This window comes from Mesorhizobium sp. WSM4313, assembly GCF_002294725.1.
Taxonomy (GTDB): Bacteria; Pseudomonadota; Alphaproteobacteria; order Rhizobiales; family Rhizobiaceae; genus Mesorhizobium.
This window is the reverse complement of record NZ_NSFT01000018.1, coordinates 48,993-65,990: the sequence shown is the minus strand read 5'-3', so window position 1 is coordinate 65,990 and position 16,998 is coordinate 48,993. Positions and strand designations below refer to the sequence as shown.

Sequence of the window (16,998 nt, the reverse complement as noted above, 5' to 3'; positions counted from 1 at the left end):
ATTCCTCCCCTACGTTCCCAGCCACGTCTATCTGACGCGCAACCGCACGCAAATATCCTCACTGCTCCAGGAGCAGTTCGAAAGAGAGTTCCGCGTCTTTCTGGAGCAGCACTTTTCCTAGCGGACAGTAGGTGGTTGCTGACACACACGTGTAGTGTGACGTCTAATTTGGGGCGAGTGCTTGCAGGCCACCCATGGCCATGTCGCTATTCGTACGATTTCAAGGGATGGATTGAACCGTGCGGCTCGTGACGCGCAAGCCGTCGCGTGGCGAACCGCCCTATAAAGCATTGATAAACAACGACAATTGTAGGCCCGGAGGGTGTGTGACTCCCGAGGGAAATCAATGGTTTAGTGGATGGTTAGCCAACCCATATCCTTCGTATCGTCTCGTATGGTCTGGCGAACCAAACGACACAAAAGAAGATTAATCATTGGCCCCAAGACATCGGACCAAGTGGTTGCTCCGTGAGATCTGGGTCGATCGGATGATTTCGGATTCCGCTCTACGTAATTTCCCGTAGGGACATAACCGAATTTCGGCGCGTCGGGATTTGCGCGATTGCTGTTGTCACGGATTCACCGGGACACAGCCATGTACGCTCAAGCTTCCGCCAAGATCGAACTCCTGTCTTATCTGCCACAGCAGGATCCCTCGCCCGTCGTCGAAGGAACGATGGTACAGCCGGTCAGCTTCTTCCCGGCAGGCGCCGAGATATATGCCCAGGGCGAAAAGGCGGGCGCTCTCTACCAGGTCGAGTTCGGCGCCGTTCGCATCTATCGCCTGCTTGCCGACGGGCGGAGGCAGATCAGCGCGTTCCATCTGGCGGGAGAGACATTCGGCTTCGAGGCCGACACCACTCACCACTTCTTCGCCGAAGCGATCAACGCAACCGGTGTGCGGGTGGTTCGTACCCCCTCGGGCATGGACATGTCCCGCCAGTTGCTGCCGCTTGCCTTGAAGGTGCTGACCCGGGCGCAGGAACATCTCCTGGTGCTTGGCCGCCAGAGTGCCATCGAGCGCGTCGCGGCATTTCTGGTGGAGATGTCGGAGCGCCAGGGCAGATTGAGGCAAGTGGAACTGGCGATGTCGCGAAACGACATCGGCGATTATCTCGGTCTCACGATCGAAACCGTCTCGCGAGTCTTTACCCGCCTGAAGGAGAAAGGCTTGATCCGTCTGCTCAGCCTTCGCAGCATCGAAATCCTCAAGCGGGACACGCTGCTGGCGATGCGCGAATGAGACCATCTGAGCCAATCTATGAGGCAATCTGGAGCTGCGCGGCCAGTCAAACTGAGCGCGACATAGCCTCTACGGTGACTCTCGATCCGTCCAGCGAACAAGAAGCTCTATCGGTCATCGCTGGGTGACGAGCGGGTTAAACCGCTTCTCAGTCTTCTGTCGAATTGACGGGTGTGCAGATTGACAGCAGAAACTGGCACAGACACAACAAAGCGCTGAGACATGGGCGAGGATTTATCTGGCCATCATGCCGACCGCATTCAAGCCGCTCTAGCTCACAGGCGCGGCTCCGGAACGGGCCGCGCCTGTGAGGCGGAAATGGCGGAGCCCATGCAAGCCAAGGTCACCGCAACGCCGGCAGCCCTCGCGCTGATTGCCGAGGTTGCAGCCGAGCATGGGCCAGTGTTGTTCCATCCAACCCGGCGGCTGCAGCGACGGCTCTTCGCCCATGTGCTATCCGCGCACCGAGTTCATCGTGAGAGACCAGGATGTGCTGCCCGGCCATATCGCCAAGGCGCCCTTCTACATTGGCGCATCGCAGTTCGAGGCCTGGAAGCATACCGATCTCGTTATCGACGTGGTGCCTGGCCGCGGCGGTATGTTCTCGCTCGATAATGGGCGGGAGAAGCGTTTCCTGACACGGTCGACGATCTGCGCCATCCAACCGTGAGGTAAGCATCAGACCGGGTCCTCTTTGTCTCAGCGCAACGATCATGCAGGCAACCGGGTGCAAGATGCCGTTCTCTAAAGCATGTCTCCCGAAAGTGGGAACCGGTTTCGGGATAAAGACATGCGCGAAATCAAGAACCTAAAGCGCATGGTGCGAATCTGAAAGATTGCGATGCGCTTTAACGCGGGCAATCGGCATGAAACGCAAACTGAACGACGATGCAACGATGGATGCCGTCATGCGCGAGACGCCGACGGCAATCCGTGTCGTTCTTCAGCACGGAATGCTGTGCGTCGGCTGTCCGATCGCTCCCTTTCACACCGTTTCCGAGGCGGCGCGCGAGCATGATTTGGACGAGGACCAACTTCGCCGCGACCTTGAGGCAGCGATCAAAAGCGGTGAGGTGGATTAGCTTTTCGATCCACGCTCTTCGGCGACCACAACGAGCCGATGAGGCTCGACCACGACGACTCTTTGGCGCCCGCTTTTCACCAGTCCTTGGTCTTCCCAGGCCGAAAGCAGCCGGCTTACCGTGTGAAGTGTCGTGCCCGTCATCTCCGCGATGTCTTGGCGCGAGATCGGAAAATCGATCAGGATTCCTTCCTCGGTCTTCTTCCCCGACTGCTTGACCAGCTTCAGCAATGCATGCGCGACGCGCTGCTCCACCTGTTCGGTAGACATCTCGATGACCCGCGCGTGGGCATCCTGGAGCCTGGATCCGACAACCTTGTAGGTATTGGCGCTGAAGCTCGGGAAGCTCGCCGCGAAGGTGGGCCAAAGTTGGCTCGGCCAGGCAAGCACTACGCAATCGGCGGCCGCGACGGCATTTGCCGGATAGGTCGTCCGGCCCAACGCGCTGGCGATGCCCATCAACTCGCCCGGGCTTATGTAACGCACGGTCACCTCATGGCCATCCGGAGTAGATTTCACCACGCGCACATGGCCGTCGAGCAAGAGGAAGAATGAATGTGCCTCCTGTTCCTGCTCGAACACCGGCTGATCCCTAGGGATGCGAATGGATCTCGCCTGGCTGATGATGCGATCGAGGTCAGCCAAAGCGATCCCATCGAAGACGGACAGCCCGGAAATCAAGGACCGATCAAGGCTTGCCAACTGCCCTTCCCTCCAACAGCGCGCCGCGTTCAGGTCTATGGCGGACTTTGTCACGGACGACCCGTCGCCGACAAGTGAAGCTAGCTTCCCTCATCTCTGCGGTTCTTTCGTCAGCTGAACTTTCCTCTTGCAATTTGCGCCAGCGCAAATCGCCGGGTCGTCCGACGATCTACAAGGACGCAACGGTTGATGCCGTGGTGAACGAAAGAAAGGACTATCCAATGAAACTGCCTCTTATTGCAGCGGCGATCGCGTTGCTCTCAATTGCCGGCGCTGCAAATGCCGAAGAACATGTCGTCCAGATGCTAAACAAGGGTGACAAAGGCGCGATGGTCTTCCAGCCCGACTTCGTCCGGGCCGCACCCGGCGACACCATCAAGTTCGTGCCGACCGACAAGACCCACAACGCCGAAATCATCAAGGGCATGATTCCGGACGGCGCCGAAGCATTCAAGGGCAAGCCGAGCGAGGAGATCACGGTCACCCTCACCAAGGAAGGTGTCTATGGTGTGAAGTGCGCGCCCCACTACGGTATGGGCATGGTAGCCCTGATCGTCGTCGGCAAGCCGGCCAATCTGGATGCGGCGGAAGCCGTCAAGCAAATCGGCAAGGCAAAGCCGGTCTTCGCCGAACTGTTCGCCGAAGCAACCAAGGCCGCTTCGAACTGATCCACAGCATGGGGACTGCCTCCGGCGGTGGCGAGCCGGAAGCACTGGCCGGGCAGACCTGGGGAGAGGTCTGACCGGCCATTTTCATTTTACGATTGGCACGCCGCTGCAGTGGCCCGCCGCGGCGACAGGCCGCCGGCAACTGCCTCCAAAGTTTAAAAATTAATTTGTTTCAGATTTGCGCAAACGCAAAGACGCTTCGCACGAAGATACTATCCTCGCTTTATCGAAACCGTTGAAGTCGAGGAGATGAAGAATGCTTACGAGACGCGAAGCTTTGTTGGGCTCAGTTCTTACTGCCGCCGCCGTCGCAACCATCGGCTCCGGGCCGGTAATGGCCGCCGCCAAGGATGTGACGGGGCTGCCCCGCGAAAAGGTCACCCTTGTCGCGCCGCCTTTCGTGCACGCTCACGACCAGGTGGCCAAGGGTGGCCCCAAGGTCGTCGAGTTCACCATGACGATCGAAGAGAAGCCGCTGGTCATCGACGCGGACGGCACGCAGCTCAACGCCATGACCTACAACGGCTCAATCCCTGGCCCACTGATGGTCGTCCATGAGGGCGACTATCTCGAGCTCACGCTGATCAATCCCGATTCCAACACGCTCGCCCACAATATTGATTTCCACGCGGCGACCGGCGGGCTCGGTGGCGGCGCGCTGACGCTGATCAACCCCGGCGAGCAGGTGACGCTGCGCTTCAAGGCGACCAGGTCGGGCACATTCGTCTACCATTGCGCGCCTGGCGGCGCGATGATCCCGTGGCATGTCGTGTCGGGAATGAGTGGCGCGGTGATGGTCCTGCCGCGTGACGCCCTGAAGGACGATAAGGGCAAGCCCGTCCGCTACGAGCGCATCTACTATGTCGGCGAGAACGACTTCTACATCCCGCGCGACGAGCAGGGGAAATTCAAGCAGTACGACTCGGCCGGCGACAACTACGACGACACCGCGAAGGTGATGCGCGGGCTTATCCCGACGCATGTCGTTTTCAACGGCAAAGCCGGATCGCTGACCGGCGAAAACGCGATGAAGGCCAAGGTCGGGGAAACGGTGCTGATCGTGCATTCGCAGGCCAATCGCGACACCCGCCCGCACCTGATCGGCGGCCATGGCGACTTCGTCTGGGAGGGCGGCAAGTTCGCGAACCCGCCCGCCAAGGATATGGAAACCTGGTTCATTCGCGGCGGTTCTGCGGGCGCGGCGCTCTATACCTTCCGACAGCCGGGCGTCTACGCCTATATCAATCACAACCTGATCGAGGCCGTTGAGCTCGGCGCCACCGCGCATTTCACCGTCGATGGAACCTGGGACGACGATCTGATGATGCAGGTCGAGGCTCCCAAGGCGATTGCCTCGTGAACCGGAAAGACGGTCTACCACGACCTGCCGGCGCGGCCGGCGGGTCGAACCCGCGGGCGGACTTTGAACATGTCCTTCGATCCTGTCTTCACATTTGGAACCATCGCTGCCGCCGCCCTCATCGGACTGGGCGTCAGCAACGCGATCGACGGGACGTCTTCTTGGTCCCGGGCACCAGCCGCGGTGGCCGAACTGGTAACCCTGAAGCCCGGGTCGTTCGAACACCCACAGCCTGGCGAGTTTCTCCGGGACAATCATCCCGTGCCGGCCCCTGTGACGAAGGAAACCATCGACACGCCCCTGGAAATCATGAAGTTCCAGGTCACCGCATCCGACTATGACCGCTGCGTTTCTGACGGCGTTTGCAAGCCTGCCGGTTCGAGCATTGTCGGCAACGTTCCGGCGACGGGCGTCAGCTTCCTCGATGCGCAGGCGTACGCCAATTGGCTGTCGGCGAAAACGGATGACACCTGGCGGCTCCCGACCGATGTGGAGTGGGCCTATGCCGCCGGCGAGCGGTTTCGCGCCGACATCGAAGGGGGCGATGGCGATCCTGCGAATCCCGCGAGGCGATGGCTCACCCAGTACCGCAACGAGTCTGCGCTCGGCCGCAAGGCAGATCCTGAACCAAGGCCTGCCGGGGCATTTGGAACCAACTCAAAGGGCGTTGCGGATATTGCCGGCAATGTCTGGGAATGGACATCGACCTGCTACGGCCATGTGACGATGACCAGCGATGGCGTTGCTCGTTCACTGAGCAATTGCGGCGTGCACGTTGTGGAAGGTTTCCACCGGACCTACATGTCGAACTTCATCCGTGACGGCAAAAGCGGCGGCTGCGCCGTCGGAACTCCGCCGGACAATCTCGGGTTTCGCCTGATCCATGAACACGGCGGCTTCGTGCAGGCCGCCCTGCGCCGGCTTGGCCTGACCTGATTCAAAGAGGAATGTAGATGACTTCCAAATCGGTCCTGCTCGACCGGGTTCGCCCCAGCCCCGAACAGCCTTTGGCGCGTCCTGGCGTCGACCGGACATCGATAGGAGCACTGGTTCGCGAATTCTGCGCCAGGGTGAGAAAGAATGAGCGCCTCGGTCCCATTTTCGCCCGCGAGATCGCTGGTGATTGGGAGCCTCACCTCGAGAAGATGACGGATTTCTGGAGCTCCGTAATCTTGAAGACCGGCGACTATCATGGCCGGCCTGTGCCGGCTCACGTGAAGCTGACGGACGTTACCGAGTCCGACTTCGATATTTGGCTGGCTGTCTTCGGTGAGACCGCTGCAGAGCTCTTCGAACCAGAAACCGCGGCAATATTCATCGAACGAGCGGAACGGATCGCTGCGAGCCTGAAGCTTGCCATGTTCTTTCGCCCTGATCGGACCTGCGCATAGCAAGTAAGGCACCTCTAGGATAGCCGGCCCGGGAGGTTTGATCTGGCGCAAGGAACGAGGTGCTTCGGGCCGTAATGTTCTCGAATGATCCTCAATCTTTTCGTCGGCACGATCGTCATCAGCCTGACGGTCCTGATCCACACGTTCGGCCTTATCGCCATCGCTCACGTGATGGCGCGGCTGGTTTCACTCTTTCGCATGCACGGGCGGCGCAGCCGGGTGCTGGCCATGATTACCGTGGTTATGGGGCTTTTCGCGGTCATGACGGCGGAAGTCTGGCTTTGGGCTGGCCTTTACCGGCTGCTCGGAATCCTAAGTGATTTCGAGACGGCGCTTTACTTCTCGACCATAACCTTCTCGACGGTCGGCTATGGAGACGTCGTTCCCGCCCATGGCTGGCGCGTGCTGGCCGCCCTGGAGGGCATCAACGGATTTCTGCTCATCGGCTGGTCGACCGCCTACCTCATCGCGGCCGGCACCCGTGTCGGCCCCTTCAGGATCGGCGAGCACTTCTGAACCGCGGCTCCGGCCTCAGACCGCCGGCGAGTGCCTGCCGGTTCCGTTGTTCAGATATTTGTCAAACCTGGCCGCCACAGTCCTGACGAGCGGACGGCTTTCCTCCGGTACGACGAAGTTTTCGCCGTCCAGCCGAAGCAGTTGGCCGGCGCCGCTGATAGCCAAGCGGCTCGCTTCGCACAGCACCGTTTGGCCTACGGTTCCAAAGCGTTCGACAAGTTCTATCGCCGAGAAGGCGAAGCTGCACATGAGGCGCTCGATGACCCAGCCTCGCGCCAGATCATCGAGACTGAACTCGATGCCCCGCGCTGTCGCCAGCTGTCCGGAATCCACGACCTTTTCGTACTCGCCTGTGGCGACGATGTTTTGTGCATGACCCTGGCGGAACCGGCTGATCGAGGAAGGACCGAGGCCGATCAGGGTTTCGCACTGATCCTCGGTATAGCCCTGGAAGTTGCGGCGGATCTTGCCGGCACGCGCGGCTACCGCAAGCGCATCCTGCGGTTTTGCGAAATGATCCAGCCCCAAGGCATCATAGCCGGCGTCGACGATCAGTCGCGCGGCAAGCTGCGACTGCGCCAGGCGTGCGGCGGAATCGGGCAGCCAGGCTTTATCGATCATCGTCTGGTGCTTCTTGAACCAAGGCACATGGGCGTAGCCGAACAAGGCCAGTCGGTCTGGCGCCAGCGTTAGAGCCTGCATGACGGTCGTCGCGACGCTCTTCAAGGTCTGATGCGGGAGCCCATAGAGCAGGTCCAGGTTGATGGAACGAACGCCCCGCGCGCGCACCGCATCGACGATGCTCTTGCTCAGCGCGAAACTCTGTTCGCGATTGATTGCCTTTTGCACTTTGGGATCGAAGTCCTGAACGCCGAGGCTCGCCCTGGTCATGCCGATCGCCGCGAAGGCATCGAGCCGGCCTTCGTTCATGTCGTTCGGATCGATCTCGACGCTGAGGCTAGCATCATTGAGAAAGTCGAACCGATCCCGCAATACTTTTCCCAGCGTGAGGATGTCGTCGGCCTTGAGCATTGTCGGCGAGCCGCCGCCGAAATGGACAGCCCGAACCCTGCCCCTGCCGTTCACAAGACCGCCGACCGTCTCGATCTCCTTGTGTAGCGAACGCAGGAAGGTGGCCACCGGCGCATAGTGACGCGTCTGTTTGGTATGGCAGGCGCAGAACCAGCACAACCGGTCGCAATAGGGGATATGCAGATACAGCGATATCTCGTCATCGCCTTCGAGCGCATCCATCCACCCGCGAACCGTTATCGCGTCGACGCCCGGATGAAAGTGCGGCGCAGTCGGATAGCTCGTATAGCGCGGCACGCTGTCGCCGAGCCCTATGGCCGGAGTTGGGTGCGGGGGCTGGATGATGGCGGCGGGAGCGGTCATGGCGGCCAAACTATCTGCACGGCACAGGCAAAACCTTGATTTCAATCAAGGCCACTCAAGCCAAAACGGCGCAAATAGCCGCCCCTATTTGACCATGCGCTTCGCTGCGGCCGGCAGACTGGATGCTCAACAAACTGAGGTACCCGGTATTTGTAGATCCTGAGAAGCGCGGCGGCCGGAAGATGCGGTGCGCTCAACGCCCGCCGAGTTGGCGTTTTGACCAGAGCTTCCTCCAGGCAAGACATTTTGGCAGGGACGGACCGCCTGAAGATGGAACCCTACTCGAGCCTGCTGTCGGGGGTGGTCAAGCTGACGAGCAAACTCCCAAAGACAAAAGCAATCCGCGTTTGACCTGGATCAAGGCCCGGCGACGGAAAATCCCGAAATGGTACCGCGAGCGGGCATTTCCGCCGGAACTTTCGATACGAGATCGGGGACTTGCGATGAAATTTGGCACTGAGATCGTCCTTTTAAGCCTGTTTGCTTTTGGTGCCCTAGTGGCCGCCGGCTTCGGCGTGGATGAACCCTTTCGCCAGCACATGTGGGTTTTGTTCTTCGCGGTGGCTGGCTTGACCGCGATCTTGCTGCGCAAATCGGATTTCAAGCCCGCGGCGCCGATCGACCCGTCCGCCTACATGGACGGTCCAATCCGCTACGGGGCAATCGCGACGGTGTTCTGGGGTGTCGTCGGCATGCTGGTCGGCGTCGTTATCGCGCTTCAGCTCGCCTTCCCTGATCTCAACATCCCACCCTGGTTCAATTTCGGCCGCCTGCGTCCGCTGCACACATCCGGCGTCGTCTTCGCCTTTGGCGGCAACGCGCTGATTTGCACCTCGCTCTACGTCGTTCAGCGCACCTGCCGGGCGCGGCTGTTCGGCGGCAATCTGGCCTGGTTCGTCTTCTGGGGCTATCAGCTTTTCATCGTCATGGCCGCGACCGGCTATCTGCTGGGCATCACCGAAAGCCGCGAATACGCAGAGCCTGAATGGTATGTCGACATCTGGCTGACGATCGTCTGGGTCGCCTATCTCCTGCTCTTCCTGGGGACCATTCTGAAGCGCAAGGAACCGCATATCTACGTCGCCAACTGGTTCTACCTCTCCTTCATCGTGACCATCGCGATGCTGCATGTGGTCAACAACCTGTCGATGCCCGCCTCATTTCTTGGCTCCAAGAGCTATTCGGCCTTCTCGGGCGTCCAGGATGCGCTGACGCAGTGGTGGTACGGGCACAATGCCGTCGGGTTCTTCCTGACAGCCGGCTTCCTGGGCATGATGTATTATTTCGTGCCCAAGCAGGTTAACCGGCCGGTCTATTCCTACCGCCTTTCGATCATCCACTTCTGGGCCCTGATCTTCCTGTACATCTGGGCGGGGCCGCATCACCTCCACTACACCGCGCTGCCCGATTGGGCGCAAACGCTCGGCATGGTGTTCTCGATCATGCTGTGGATGCCGTCCTGGGGCGGCATGATCAACGGTCTCATGACGCTTTCGGGAGCCTGGGACAAGATCCGGACGGACCCGATCGTGCGCATGATGGTTGCGGCAATCGCCTTCTACGGCATGTCGACCTTCGAGGGGCCGATGATGTCGATAAAGACCGTCAACTCGCTGTCGCACTACACGGATTGGACAATCGGTCATGTCCATTCGGGCGCGCTCGGCTGGGTCGGGCTGATCACCTTCGGCGCGATCTACTACATGGTGCCCAAGCTCTGGAACCGCGAACGGCTCTACTCGCTGCGGCTCGTCACCTGGCACTTCTGGCTGGCGACGCTTGGCATCGTCGTCTACGCGGCTGTGATGTGGGTCTCAGGCATCATGCAAGGGCTCATGTGGCGCGAGTACGACGAGCAGGGATTCCTCGTCTACTCCTTCGCCGAGACCGTCGCCGCCATGCATCCTTATTATGTCATGCGCGCCGCGGGCGGCGCCATGTACCTCGCCGGCATGCTGGTCATGGCCTGGAACGTCACCATGACCATTCGTGGCTACCAGCGCAAAGAGCAGTTTTTGCCGGGTTCCGTTCCCGCCCTCCAGCCTGCCGAATAAGGAACCAGACATGGGCTTGATGGATAAACATGCACTGATCGAGAAGAACGCCACGCTGCTTCTGGTCGGATCCCTGCTGGTGGTGACTGTCGGCGGTATCGTCGAAATCGCTCCGCTCTTCTATCTCGACAATACGATCGAGAAGGTAGAAGGGATGCGACCCTACTCGCCGCTCGAGCTTGCCGGTCGCGATATCTATGTGCGCGAGGGCTGCTACCTTTGCCACAGCCAGATGATCAGGCCGTTCCGCGACGAAGTGGAACGCTACGGCCATTACAGCCTGGCGGCCGAGTCGATGTACGATCATCCGTTCCAATGGGGATCCAAGCGAACCGGACCGGATCTTGCTCGCGTCGGCGACCGCTACTCCAACAGCTGGCACGTCCAGCACCTCACCGATCCGCGATCCGTCGTGCCCGAGTCGATCATGCCGAGCTACGCGTTCCTGAAGGATACGCCGATCGAGGTGAAGGACTTCTCGACTCATCTCGTCGCCAACCGGCGTGTCGGTGTCCCCTACTCCGATGACATGGTCGCCAATGCCAATGCGGATTTGCTGGCGCAGGCCGAGCCCAACGCCGACACGTCCGGCCTGGAAAAGAGATACCCGAAGGCCAAGATCGGCGACTTCGACGGCAACCCGCAGCAGGTCACCGAGATGGACGCCCTGGTGGCTTACCTCCAGATGCTCGGCACTCTGGTCGATTTCAAGAACTACGACGAAGCCGCCGGCTACCGCTGAGGAGCGCAATCAATGGAATACAATTTGATGCGGGAGTTCGCTGACAGTTGGGGCCTGCTTGCGATGGCCCTGTTCTTTGTAGGCTGCATCGCCTTTGCGCTTCGCCCCGGTGGCAAGGCGCACGCCGACCGCGCTGCACAGATACCTCTCAAGGACGATTGATCATGAGCAGCGAGCATGTCGACGAAATCTCCGGCGTGACGACGACCGGCCATGAGTGGGACGGCATTAAGGAACTCAACAATCCCCTGCCCCGCTGGTGGGTGACGGCATTTTACATCACCATCGCCTGGGCCCTCGCCTACACGATTGCCTACCCGGCTTGGCCGATGCTGAGTTTCGCCACCAAAGGTATCCTGGGCTTTTCCAGCCGCAACGAGGTCAAGAACGAAATGGCCGCGGCTGAGGCCGGCAAGGCCAAATACGTCGCGGCGATACAGTCCAAAACCGTTTCGGAAATTGCTGCCGACGACGCCTTGCGCGAGTTCGCCGTCGCGGCCGGCGGCGCGGCATTCAAGGTCAACTGCGTGCAGTGCCACGGCTCCGGCGCGCAAGGGTCGACAGACTTTCCGAACCTCAACGATGACGATTGGCTCTGGAGCGGCAAGACGGAGCAGATCCAGCAGACGATCACGCACGGCATTCGTTTCGCCCCGGACGCGGATACTCGCCAGTCGGAGATGCCTGCCTTTGCCGATGTGCTCAAGCCGGAGCAGGTCGCTCAGGTCAGCGCTTTCGTGGCCAGCCTTTCGGGGCCGGTGCGAGACAAGAACCTGATCGAGCCCGGCACCAGGGTTTTCGCTGACAATTGCGCCGCCTGCCATGGCGAGAACGCAAAGGGCAACAGGGATCTCGGAGCGCCCGATCTGACGGATGCGATCTGGCTTCACGGTTCCGGTGAAGCCGCGATTGCTTCTCAGGTGCGAGCCCCAAAGAACGGCGTGATGCCTGCCTGGGTCGATCGTCTCGGCGAAACGACGGTCAAGGAACTGGCTGTCTATGTCCATTCGCTTGGCGGCGGAGAATAGGAGCAGGACCTATTCTCGGCCTCAGCCGTTCAAGCGGGGAGGCCCGGCCATGCCGGGCCTCGCCCTGCTTTTTGCTGACTCAGTTTGACCTGTATCAACGCGCCGCGCGAGCGATTGCAACATTGGTGGAGACAGGCGGCGTCATTCGCCGCGATTTGGAGATCGTCGTGCTGGATCAGGCGCAGGTAGAACGGCTCGAGGCCGAAGCGGTTAACTCCGCAAAGACGCGGCAGCCGCTTTATGCCGCGCGCAAGAAGATCTTTCCGAAGCGGGCCTCCGGTCGTTTCCGCCGGTTCAAATGGCTGGTGATGGCGATCACGCTCGGCATCTATTATCTGACGCCCTGGCTGCGCTGGGATCGAGGCCCCTTCGCGCCCGATCAGGCCGTTCTCGTCGACCTGGCCAACCGCCGTTTCTACTTCTTCTTCATCGAGATTTGGCCGCAGGAATTCTACTACGTCGCAGGCCTTCTCATGATGGCGGGCGTCGGTCTTTTCCTGGTCACATCGACGGTAGGGCGCGCTTGGTGCGGATACACCTGTCCGCAGACCGTATGGGTCGACCTGTTCCTTGTCGTGGAACGGGCGATCGAAGGCGATCGCAATGCCCGCATGAAGCTGGACGCTGCGCCGTGGAGCGCTCGCAAGCTGTTCCTGCGCATGACCAAGCACGCCATCTGGCTCGTCATCGCGGTCGCCACCGGCGGCGCCTGGATTTTCTACTTCGCGGATGCGTCCAAGCTGCTGGGCGAAGTCGTCACTGGCACGGCGGCGCCCGTCGCCTATGCCACGATCGCCGTGCTCACCGGCACAACCTACGTGTTCGGCGGGCTGATGCGGGAGCAGGTCTGCACCTACATGTGCCCCTGGCCGCGCATCCAGGCCGCCATGCTCGACGAAAATTCGCTGACCGTCACATACAATGACTGGCGCGGTGAGCCGCGTTCGCGCCATGCAAAGAAGGCTCTCGCCGCCGGTTTGCCGGCCGGCGATTGCGTCGACTGCAACGCCTGCGTTGCCGTCTGCCCGATGGGAATCGACATCCGCGACGGGCAGCAGCTCGAATGCATCACCTGCGCGCTCTGCATCGATGCCTGCGACAGTGTTATGGACAAGCTCGGTCGCGAGCGCGGACTGATCTCCTATGCAACACTGGCGGACTACAACGCCAACATGGCGATGGCCACCTCCGGGGGCACCGGCCCGGTCAATCCGGCGCTGGTGAGGACGCCGAGCGGCAGCTTCGCCTACGGCTTGGCACACTTCCATCTGGGCAAGATCTTCCGGTTGCGCACCTACATCTATCTCGGCGCATGGTCGGCGATCGGCCTGGTGCTCGTCTATTCGCTGGTGACGCGCGAACGGCTGGAGCTTAATGTCCTGCATGACCGCAACCCTCAGTTCGTGACGCTCTCGGACGGCTCGATCCGCAACGGCTACACGGTCAAGCTGCTCAACATGATACCCGAGCCGAGGACGATCGAGGTCACGCTGGACGGCCTCGATGGCGGCGAGATGAGCACTGTCGGCATCGACCCGCCCCCAAGCCGCTCGTTCTCCATTGCCGTCGAGCCCGACCGGCTGAAGACACTCAAAATCTTTGTCAGGCAACCGGCCGATCAGATCAGGAAGCCGGCCCAGAGTTTCGAATTCCGCATCGCCGATAAGGCAAGTTCCGAAACCGCCGAATACACGGCCACTTTCAATGCCCCGGAGATCAGCAGATGAGCGTCGAAACGCGGAAGCCGCGAGAGTTCACCGGCAAGCATATGTTGATCTCCATTCTTGCGTTCTTCGCGGTGGTGATCGGGGTCAATCTCACCATGGCCACGCTCGCCCAGAAGAGCTGGACCGGCCTCGTCGTCGAAAACACCTACGTTGCCAGCCAGCAGTTCAACGAAGAAGCGAGGAACGGAAGGGCGCAGGCGGCGTTAGGCTGGACGGGCACGCTGAACGTCGCTTCCGGCGAAGTCCGTTACAGTCTTGTCGACAGCCAGGGCAAACCGGTGCCGCTGCGCGGCGTCAAGATGCTGTTCCGGCACCCGGCCTACGAGGCCGAGGACGAGGCCCTGACACTTGCCGCGGTGTCCCGAGATATTCCCGGAAGCACGGACACGTTCGCTGTTCGCCACACCCCAAAGGATGGCGTCTGGATCGTGGAGATCGATGCGGACGCCGGGCTTGCGTCGCCGTTTCGCGATGTTCGCCGCATCATGATTTCAAACGGAGCCCTGCAATGAGCTGCTGCGCGCCAGGAGCTGAGATGGCATTGGAGATGGCCGCCTCGGCGTCGGCACCGCCCTCGAGCGAGGAGATCAAGCTGGCCAGCCGCTCTCTGGGTGGCGACATGCACCAGACCGACCTGTCGGTGCCGACGGTTCATTGCGGAGCCTGCATACGAGCGATCGAGACCGCGCTCGGCAGGGTCGAGAACATCGAGTCCGCGCGCGTCAACCTGTCGACGAAACGAGTGTCGATACGCTGGCATGGCGACGGCGTCCCGCCATTCTTCGCCGTGCTCGGCCGTCTCGGCTATCAGGCGCATCTGTTCGACACCGAAAATCACGTGAAGGACAGGACGCTCTCGGAACTGATCCGCGCTGTCGCCGTGGCAGGTTTCGCAGCAGGCAACATCATGCTGCTGTCGGTATCGGTCTGGTCCGGCGCCGAGGGCGCGACACGCGATCTGTTCCACTGGCTGTCCGCGCTGATCGCCATCCCGGCTCTCGCCTTCGCCGGCGGAATTTTCTTCCGCTCCGCGACGAATGCGCTGCGTCACGGTCGCATGAACATGGATGTGCCGATCGCGGTGGGCGTGTCGCTCGCCTACGCGATGAGTCTTTACGAGACAATCAATCACGGCGAGCACGCCTATTTCGATGCCTCCGTGTCGCTGCTCTTCTTCCTGCTGATCGGCCGCATGCTCGACCACGTCATGCGGGAGCGGGCGCGAACCGCCGTCAATGGCCTCTCAATGCTCGCATCAAGGGGTTCGCTTGTCCTGCGTGACGATGGAACACGCGAGTACCTGCCAATCACCGAACTTGTGCCTGGGATGCGCCTTCTCATCGCGGCCGGAGAACGGGTACCGGTCGACGGCGATATCGTCAGCGGCAATTCCGATCTCGATTGCTCGATCGTCTCCGGTGAAACCGAACCCAAAGCCGTGACTGCCGGCGCTCATGTGCAGGCTGGTACGCTCAACCTGACGGGTCCGCTGACGATGCAGGCGACCGCCGCCGCCAAGGATTCCTTCCTGGCTGAAATGGTTCGACTGATGGAGGCCGCCGAAGGTGGCCGCTCACGCTATCGACGCATCGCCGATCGCGTGTCGGCGCTCTACGCGCCCGTGGTCCATCTGGCGGCCTTCGTGACATTCCTCGGCTGGGTGACCGCATCCGGCGACTGGCACCGCGCCATGACTATCGCCATCGCCGTGCTCATCATCACCTGTCCCTGCGCGCTCGGCCTCGCGGTGCCGATCGTCCAGGTCGTTGCGGCCCGACGTCTGTTCGAGGACGGCGTCATGGTCAAGGACGGTTCGGCCATGGAGCGTCTCGCGACGATCGACACGGCTGTCTTCGACAAGACCGGGACGCTGACGCTCGGGCGCCCAAAGCTGGTGAATGCGTCATCAATCGGTCCGATCATGCTTGCAATTGCGGCGGACATGGCGGCTCATTCCCGCCATCCGTTCTCGAGGGCAATCGCCAGTTATGCAGGGTATTCCGGCCGGCCCGTCGTCGAAACCGTCAGCGAGCATCCGGGCTTCGGCATTGAAGCCATAACGGAAGGGAATACGTGGCGGCTAGGAAGACGCGGATGGGCGGGTTGGAAGGCTCGCACCGGCGGGGAAGGCAAACCCGGCGGCCATGGCGGCACGGTGCTCTCAAAGAATGGAAACATCGTTGCGTGTTTTGCTTTCGAGGACGCGCTGCGAGAAGACGCCAGCGCAGCGATCCGGCAGTTGGAGGACGCCGGCGTGTCGGTCGAGATGCTGTCCGGAGATACCGCGAAGGACTGCGGGGAGGTTGCCAAATCACTGGGTGTCGACAGTTTCGCGCCGGCGCTGCTGCCTTCGGGAAAGGTCGAGTGGATCGAGGCGCTGACCCGCGCCGGACACAAGGTGCTGATGGTGGGCGACGGCCTCAACGACACGCCGGCCTTGCGGGCGGCGCATGTTTCGATAGCTCCGGCAACCGCGGCCGACATTGGCCGGCAGGCCGCGGATTTCGTCTTCCTGCGCGAAAGCCTGCTTGCGGTCCCTCTGGCGATGGATGTCTCGCGCAAGGCCGGCCGGCTCATTCGCCAGAACATCGGCATCGCGATCGTGTACAACGCCTTTGCCGTTCCGATCGCCGTTCTGGGTCACGTGACGCCGCTCATCGCGGCGGTCGCAATGAGCGCCTCTTCGCTGATCGTGATTGCAAACGCGATGCGGCTTCACGCAACGGCGAAAGCGGCGCCTGAAGCTGCGCCGGCCCGACGCCGCACCGATGTCATCGAAGCGGCCCGTCCATGACCACGCTCACCTATCTCATTCCGGTGGCTCTGTTTCTGGGAGCGCTTGGTTTGTCTGGCTTCCTGTGGGCTTTGCGCAGCGGCCAGTACGAGGATCTCGACGGAGCTGCCGAGCGGATACTGATCGAGCCTGATGACCGGCCAGAACAAACAGTCCAAGGCGCTTTGATCGCGACCAAGATCCCGGCGCAGCTGTTTGGCGTGCCGGCGGATCAATGCTAGATCAGGGAGTGCTGCCGTTTCTCGATCCGGAGACTGCTTGTGAGCAACAAGGGGCAAGCTTCGCCCGAAACCGCTG

The 16,998-nt window shown here is 61.1% G+C and carries 16 protein-coding genes and 2 pseudogenes; 16 read left to right on the top strand and 2 right to left on the bottom strand.

Annotated features, from left to right (window positions below):
* Positions 1-595: 595 nt before the first annotated feature.
* The 3 genes and pseudogenes from CK219_RS27090 (at position 596) to CK219_RS27080 (ending at position 2,325) form a co-directional block, all read left to right on the top strand.
* Positions 596-1,243, top strand: a complete 648-nt coding sequence (locus tag CK219_RS27090) for a helix-turn-helix domain-containing protein (RefSeq protein WP_095769673.1) — start codon at positions 596-598, stop codon at positions 1,241-1,243.
* A 330-nt stretch (positions 1,244-1,573) separates the two neighbouring features.
* A pseudogene (locus CK219_RS27085) lies at positions 1,574-1,913 on the top strand (DUF779 domain-containing protein).
* Positions 1,914-2,109: 196 nt separating this feature from the next.
* Positions 2,110-2,325, top strand: coding sequence for a DUF1858 domain-containing protein (locus CK219_RS27080; protein WP_095769672.1), 216 nt, complete (start codon positions 2,110-2,112; stop codon positions 2,323-2,325).
* Here the strand turns inward: CK219_RS27080 and CK219_RS27075 are convergent.
* Positions 2,322-3,026: a Crp/Fnr family transcriptional regulator gene (locus tag CK219_RS27075; protein ID WP_095769701.1), complete on the bottom strand. Its 705-nt coding sequence runs from the start codon at positions 3,024-3,026 to the stop codon at positions 2,322-2,324. The two genes, CK219_RS27080 and CK219_RS27075, sit on opposite strands and share 4 nt — an antisense overlap.
* 221 nt (positions 3,027-3,247) lie before the next feature.
* On the opposite strand from CK219_RS27075, the gene CK219_RS27070 reads away from it, so the two are divergent.
* From CK219_RS27070 to CK219_RS27050, 5 genes are all read left to right on the top strand, one after another.
* A complete protein-coding gene (locus CK219_RS27070; RefSeq protein WP_095769700.1) occupies positions 3,248-3,694 on the top strand; it encodes a pseudoazurin in 447 nt (148 codons plus the stop codon).
* 256 nt (positions 3,695-3,950) lie between these two features.
* Positions 3,951-5,054, top strand: a complete 1,104-nt coding sequence (gene nirK, locus CK219_RS27065) for a copper-containing nitrite reductase (RefSeq protein ID WP_095769671.1) — start codon at positions 3,951-3,953, stop codon at positions 5,052-5,054.
* Positions 5,055-5,123: 69 nt separating this feature from the next.
* A complete protein-coding gene (locus CK219_RS27060) occupies positions 5,124-5,990 on the top strand; it encodes an SUMF1/EgtB/PvdO family nonheme iron enzyme (protein ID WP_095769670.1) in 867 nt (288 codons plus the stop codon).
* Between the two features lie 236 nt (positions 5,991-6,226).
* Positions 6,227-6,445, top strand: coding sequence for a group III truncated hemoglobin (locus tag CK219_RS32750; protein ID WP_348628351.1), 219 nt, complete (start codon positions 6,227-6,229; stop codon positions 6,443-6,445).
* An 84-nt stretch (positions 6,446-6,529) separates the two neighbouring features.
* Positions 6,530-6,961 (top strand): potassium channel family protein, encoded by a 432-nt coding sequence (locus CK219_RS27050; RefSeq protein WP_095769668.1) that lies wholly within the window; start codon positions 6,530-6,532, stop codon positions 6,959-6,961.
* A 15-nt stretch (positions 6,962-6,976) separates the two neighbouring features.
* Here CK219_RS27050 and hemN read toward each other — a convergent pair whose 3' ends face one another.
* Positions 6,977-8,356 (bottom strand): oxygen-independent coproporphyrinogen III oxidase, encoded by a 1,380-nt coding sequence (gene hemN / locus CK219_RS27045; RefSeq protein ID WP_095769667.1) that lies wholly within the window; start codon positions 8,354-8,356, stop codon positions 6,977-6,979.
* A 443-nt stretch (positions 8,357-8,799) separates the two neighbouring features.
* Between hemN and ccoN the strand changes: the two genes are divergently transcribed.
* The 8 genes and pseudogenes from ccoN to ccoS all read left to right on the top strand — a co-directional run.
* The gene (gene ccoN, locus CK219_RS27040; protein ID WP_095769666.1) at positions 8,800-10,410 is read left to right on the top strand and encodes a cytochrome-c oxidase, cbb3-type subunit I; all 1,611 of its coding nucleotides are present in this window, start codon (positions 8,800-8,802) and stop codon (positions 10,408-10,410) included.
* Between the two features lie 10 nt (positions 10,411-10,420).
* On the top strand, positions 10,421-11,152 hold the full coding sequence (gene ccoO / locus CK219_RS27035; protein WP_095769665.1) for a cytochrome-c oxidase, cbb3-type subunit II: 732 nt from the start codon (positions 10,421-10,423) through the stop codon (positions 11,150-11,152).
* A gap of 12 nt (positions 11,153-11,164) precedes the next feature.
* Positions 11,165-11,314 carry a cbb3-type cytochrome c oxidase subunit 3 gene (locus CK219_RS27030; RefSeq protein WP_095769664.1) on the top strand — a complete coding sequence of 50 codons (150 nt, stop codon included), beginning with the start codon at positions 11,165-11,167 and terminating at the stop codon, positions 11,312-11,314.
* A 2-nt stretch (positions 11,315-11,316) separates the two neighbouring features.
* The gene (gene ccoP / locus CK219_RS27025; RefSeq protein WP_095769663.1) at positions 11,317-12,180 is read left to right on the top strand and encodes a cytochrome-c oxidase, cbb3-type subunit III; all 864 of its coding nucleotides are present in this window, start codon (positions 11,317-11,319) and stop codon (positions 12,178-12,180) included.
* Between the two features lie 167 nt (positions 12,181-12,347).
* A complete protein-coding gene (gene ccoG, locus CK219_RS27020) occupies positions 12,348-13,907 on the top strand; it encodes a cytochrome c oxidase accessory protein CcoG (RefSeq protein WP_095769699.1) in 1,560 nt (519 codons plus the stop codon).
* A complete protein-coding gene (locus CK219_RS27015; RefSeq protein WP_095769662.1) occupies positions 13,904-14,419 on the top strand; it encodes a FixH family protein in 516 nt (171 codons plus the stop codon). The genes ccoG and CK219_RS27015 overlap by 4 nt, the downstream gene beginning before the upstream one ends.
* Complete coding sequence (locus CK219_RS27010; RefSeq protein ID WP_095769661.1) at positions 14,416-16,701, top strand: cation-translocating P-type ATPase; 2,286 nt, start codon at positions 14,416-14,418, stop codon at positions 16,699-16,701. Before CK219_RS27015 ends, CK219_RS27010 begins: the two co-directional genes overlap by 4 nt.
* Positions 16,698-16,850, top strand: a pseudogene (gene ccoS, locus CK219_RS27005) (cbb3-type cytochrome oxidase assembly protein CcoS); the annotation flags it as partial. The gene CK219_RS27010 and the pseudogene ccoS, both read left to right, overlap by 4 nt.
* Between the last annotated feature and the right edge of the window lie 148 nt (positions 16,851-16,998).

Coding starts and splice junctions, on each gene's coding strand:
- CK219_RS27090 (WP_095769673.1), top strand. CDS start 596: ATGTACGCTCAAGCTTCCGCCAAGATCGAACTCCTGTCTTATCTGCCA.
- CK219_RS27080 (WP_095769672.1), top strand. CDS start 2,110: ATGAAACGCAAACTGAACGACGATGCAACGATGGATGCCGTCATGCGC.
- CK219_RS27070 (WP_095769700.1), top strand. CDS start 3,248: ATGAAACTGCCTCTTATTGCAGCGGCGATCGCGTTGCTCTCAATTGCC.
- nirK (WP_095769671.1), top strand. CDS start 3,951: ATGCTTACGAGACGCGAAGCTTTGTTGGGCTCAGTTCTTACTGCCGCC.
- CK219_RS27060 (WP_095769670.1), top strand. CDS start 5,124: ATGTCCTTCGATCCTGTCTTCACATTTGGAACCATCGCTGCCGCCGCC.
- CK219_RS27050 (WP_095769668.1), top strand. CDS start 6,530: ATGATCCTCAATCTTTTCGTCGGCACGATCGTCATCAGCCTGACGGTC.
- hemN (WP_095769667.1), bottom strand. CDS start 8,356: ATGACCGCTCCCGCCGCCATCATCCAGCCCCCGCACCCAACTCCGGCC.
- ccoN (WP_095769666.1), top strand. CDS start 8,800: ATGAAATTTGGCACTGAGATCGTCCTTTTAAGCCTGTTTGCTTTTGGT.
- ccoO (WP_095769665.1), top strand. CDS start 10,421: ATGGGCTTGATGGATAAACATGCACTGATCGAGAAGAACGCCACGCTG.
- CK219_RS27030 (WP_095769664.1), top strand. CDS start 11,165: ATGGAATACAATTTGATGCGGGAGTTCGCTGACAGTTGGGGCCTGCTT.
- ccoP (WP_095769663.1), top strand. CDS start 11,317: ATGAGCAGCGAGCATGTCGACGAAATCTCCGGCGTGACGACGACCGGC.
- CK219_RS27015 (WP_095769662.1), top strand. CDS start 13,904: ATGAGCGTCGAAACGCGGAAGCCGCGAGAGTTCACCGGCAAGCATATG.
- CK219_RS27010 (WP_095769661.1), top strand. CDS start 14,416: ATGAGCTGCTGCGCGCCAGGAGCTGAGATGGCATTGGAGATGGCCGCC.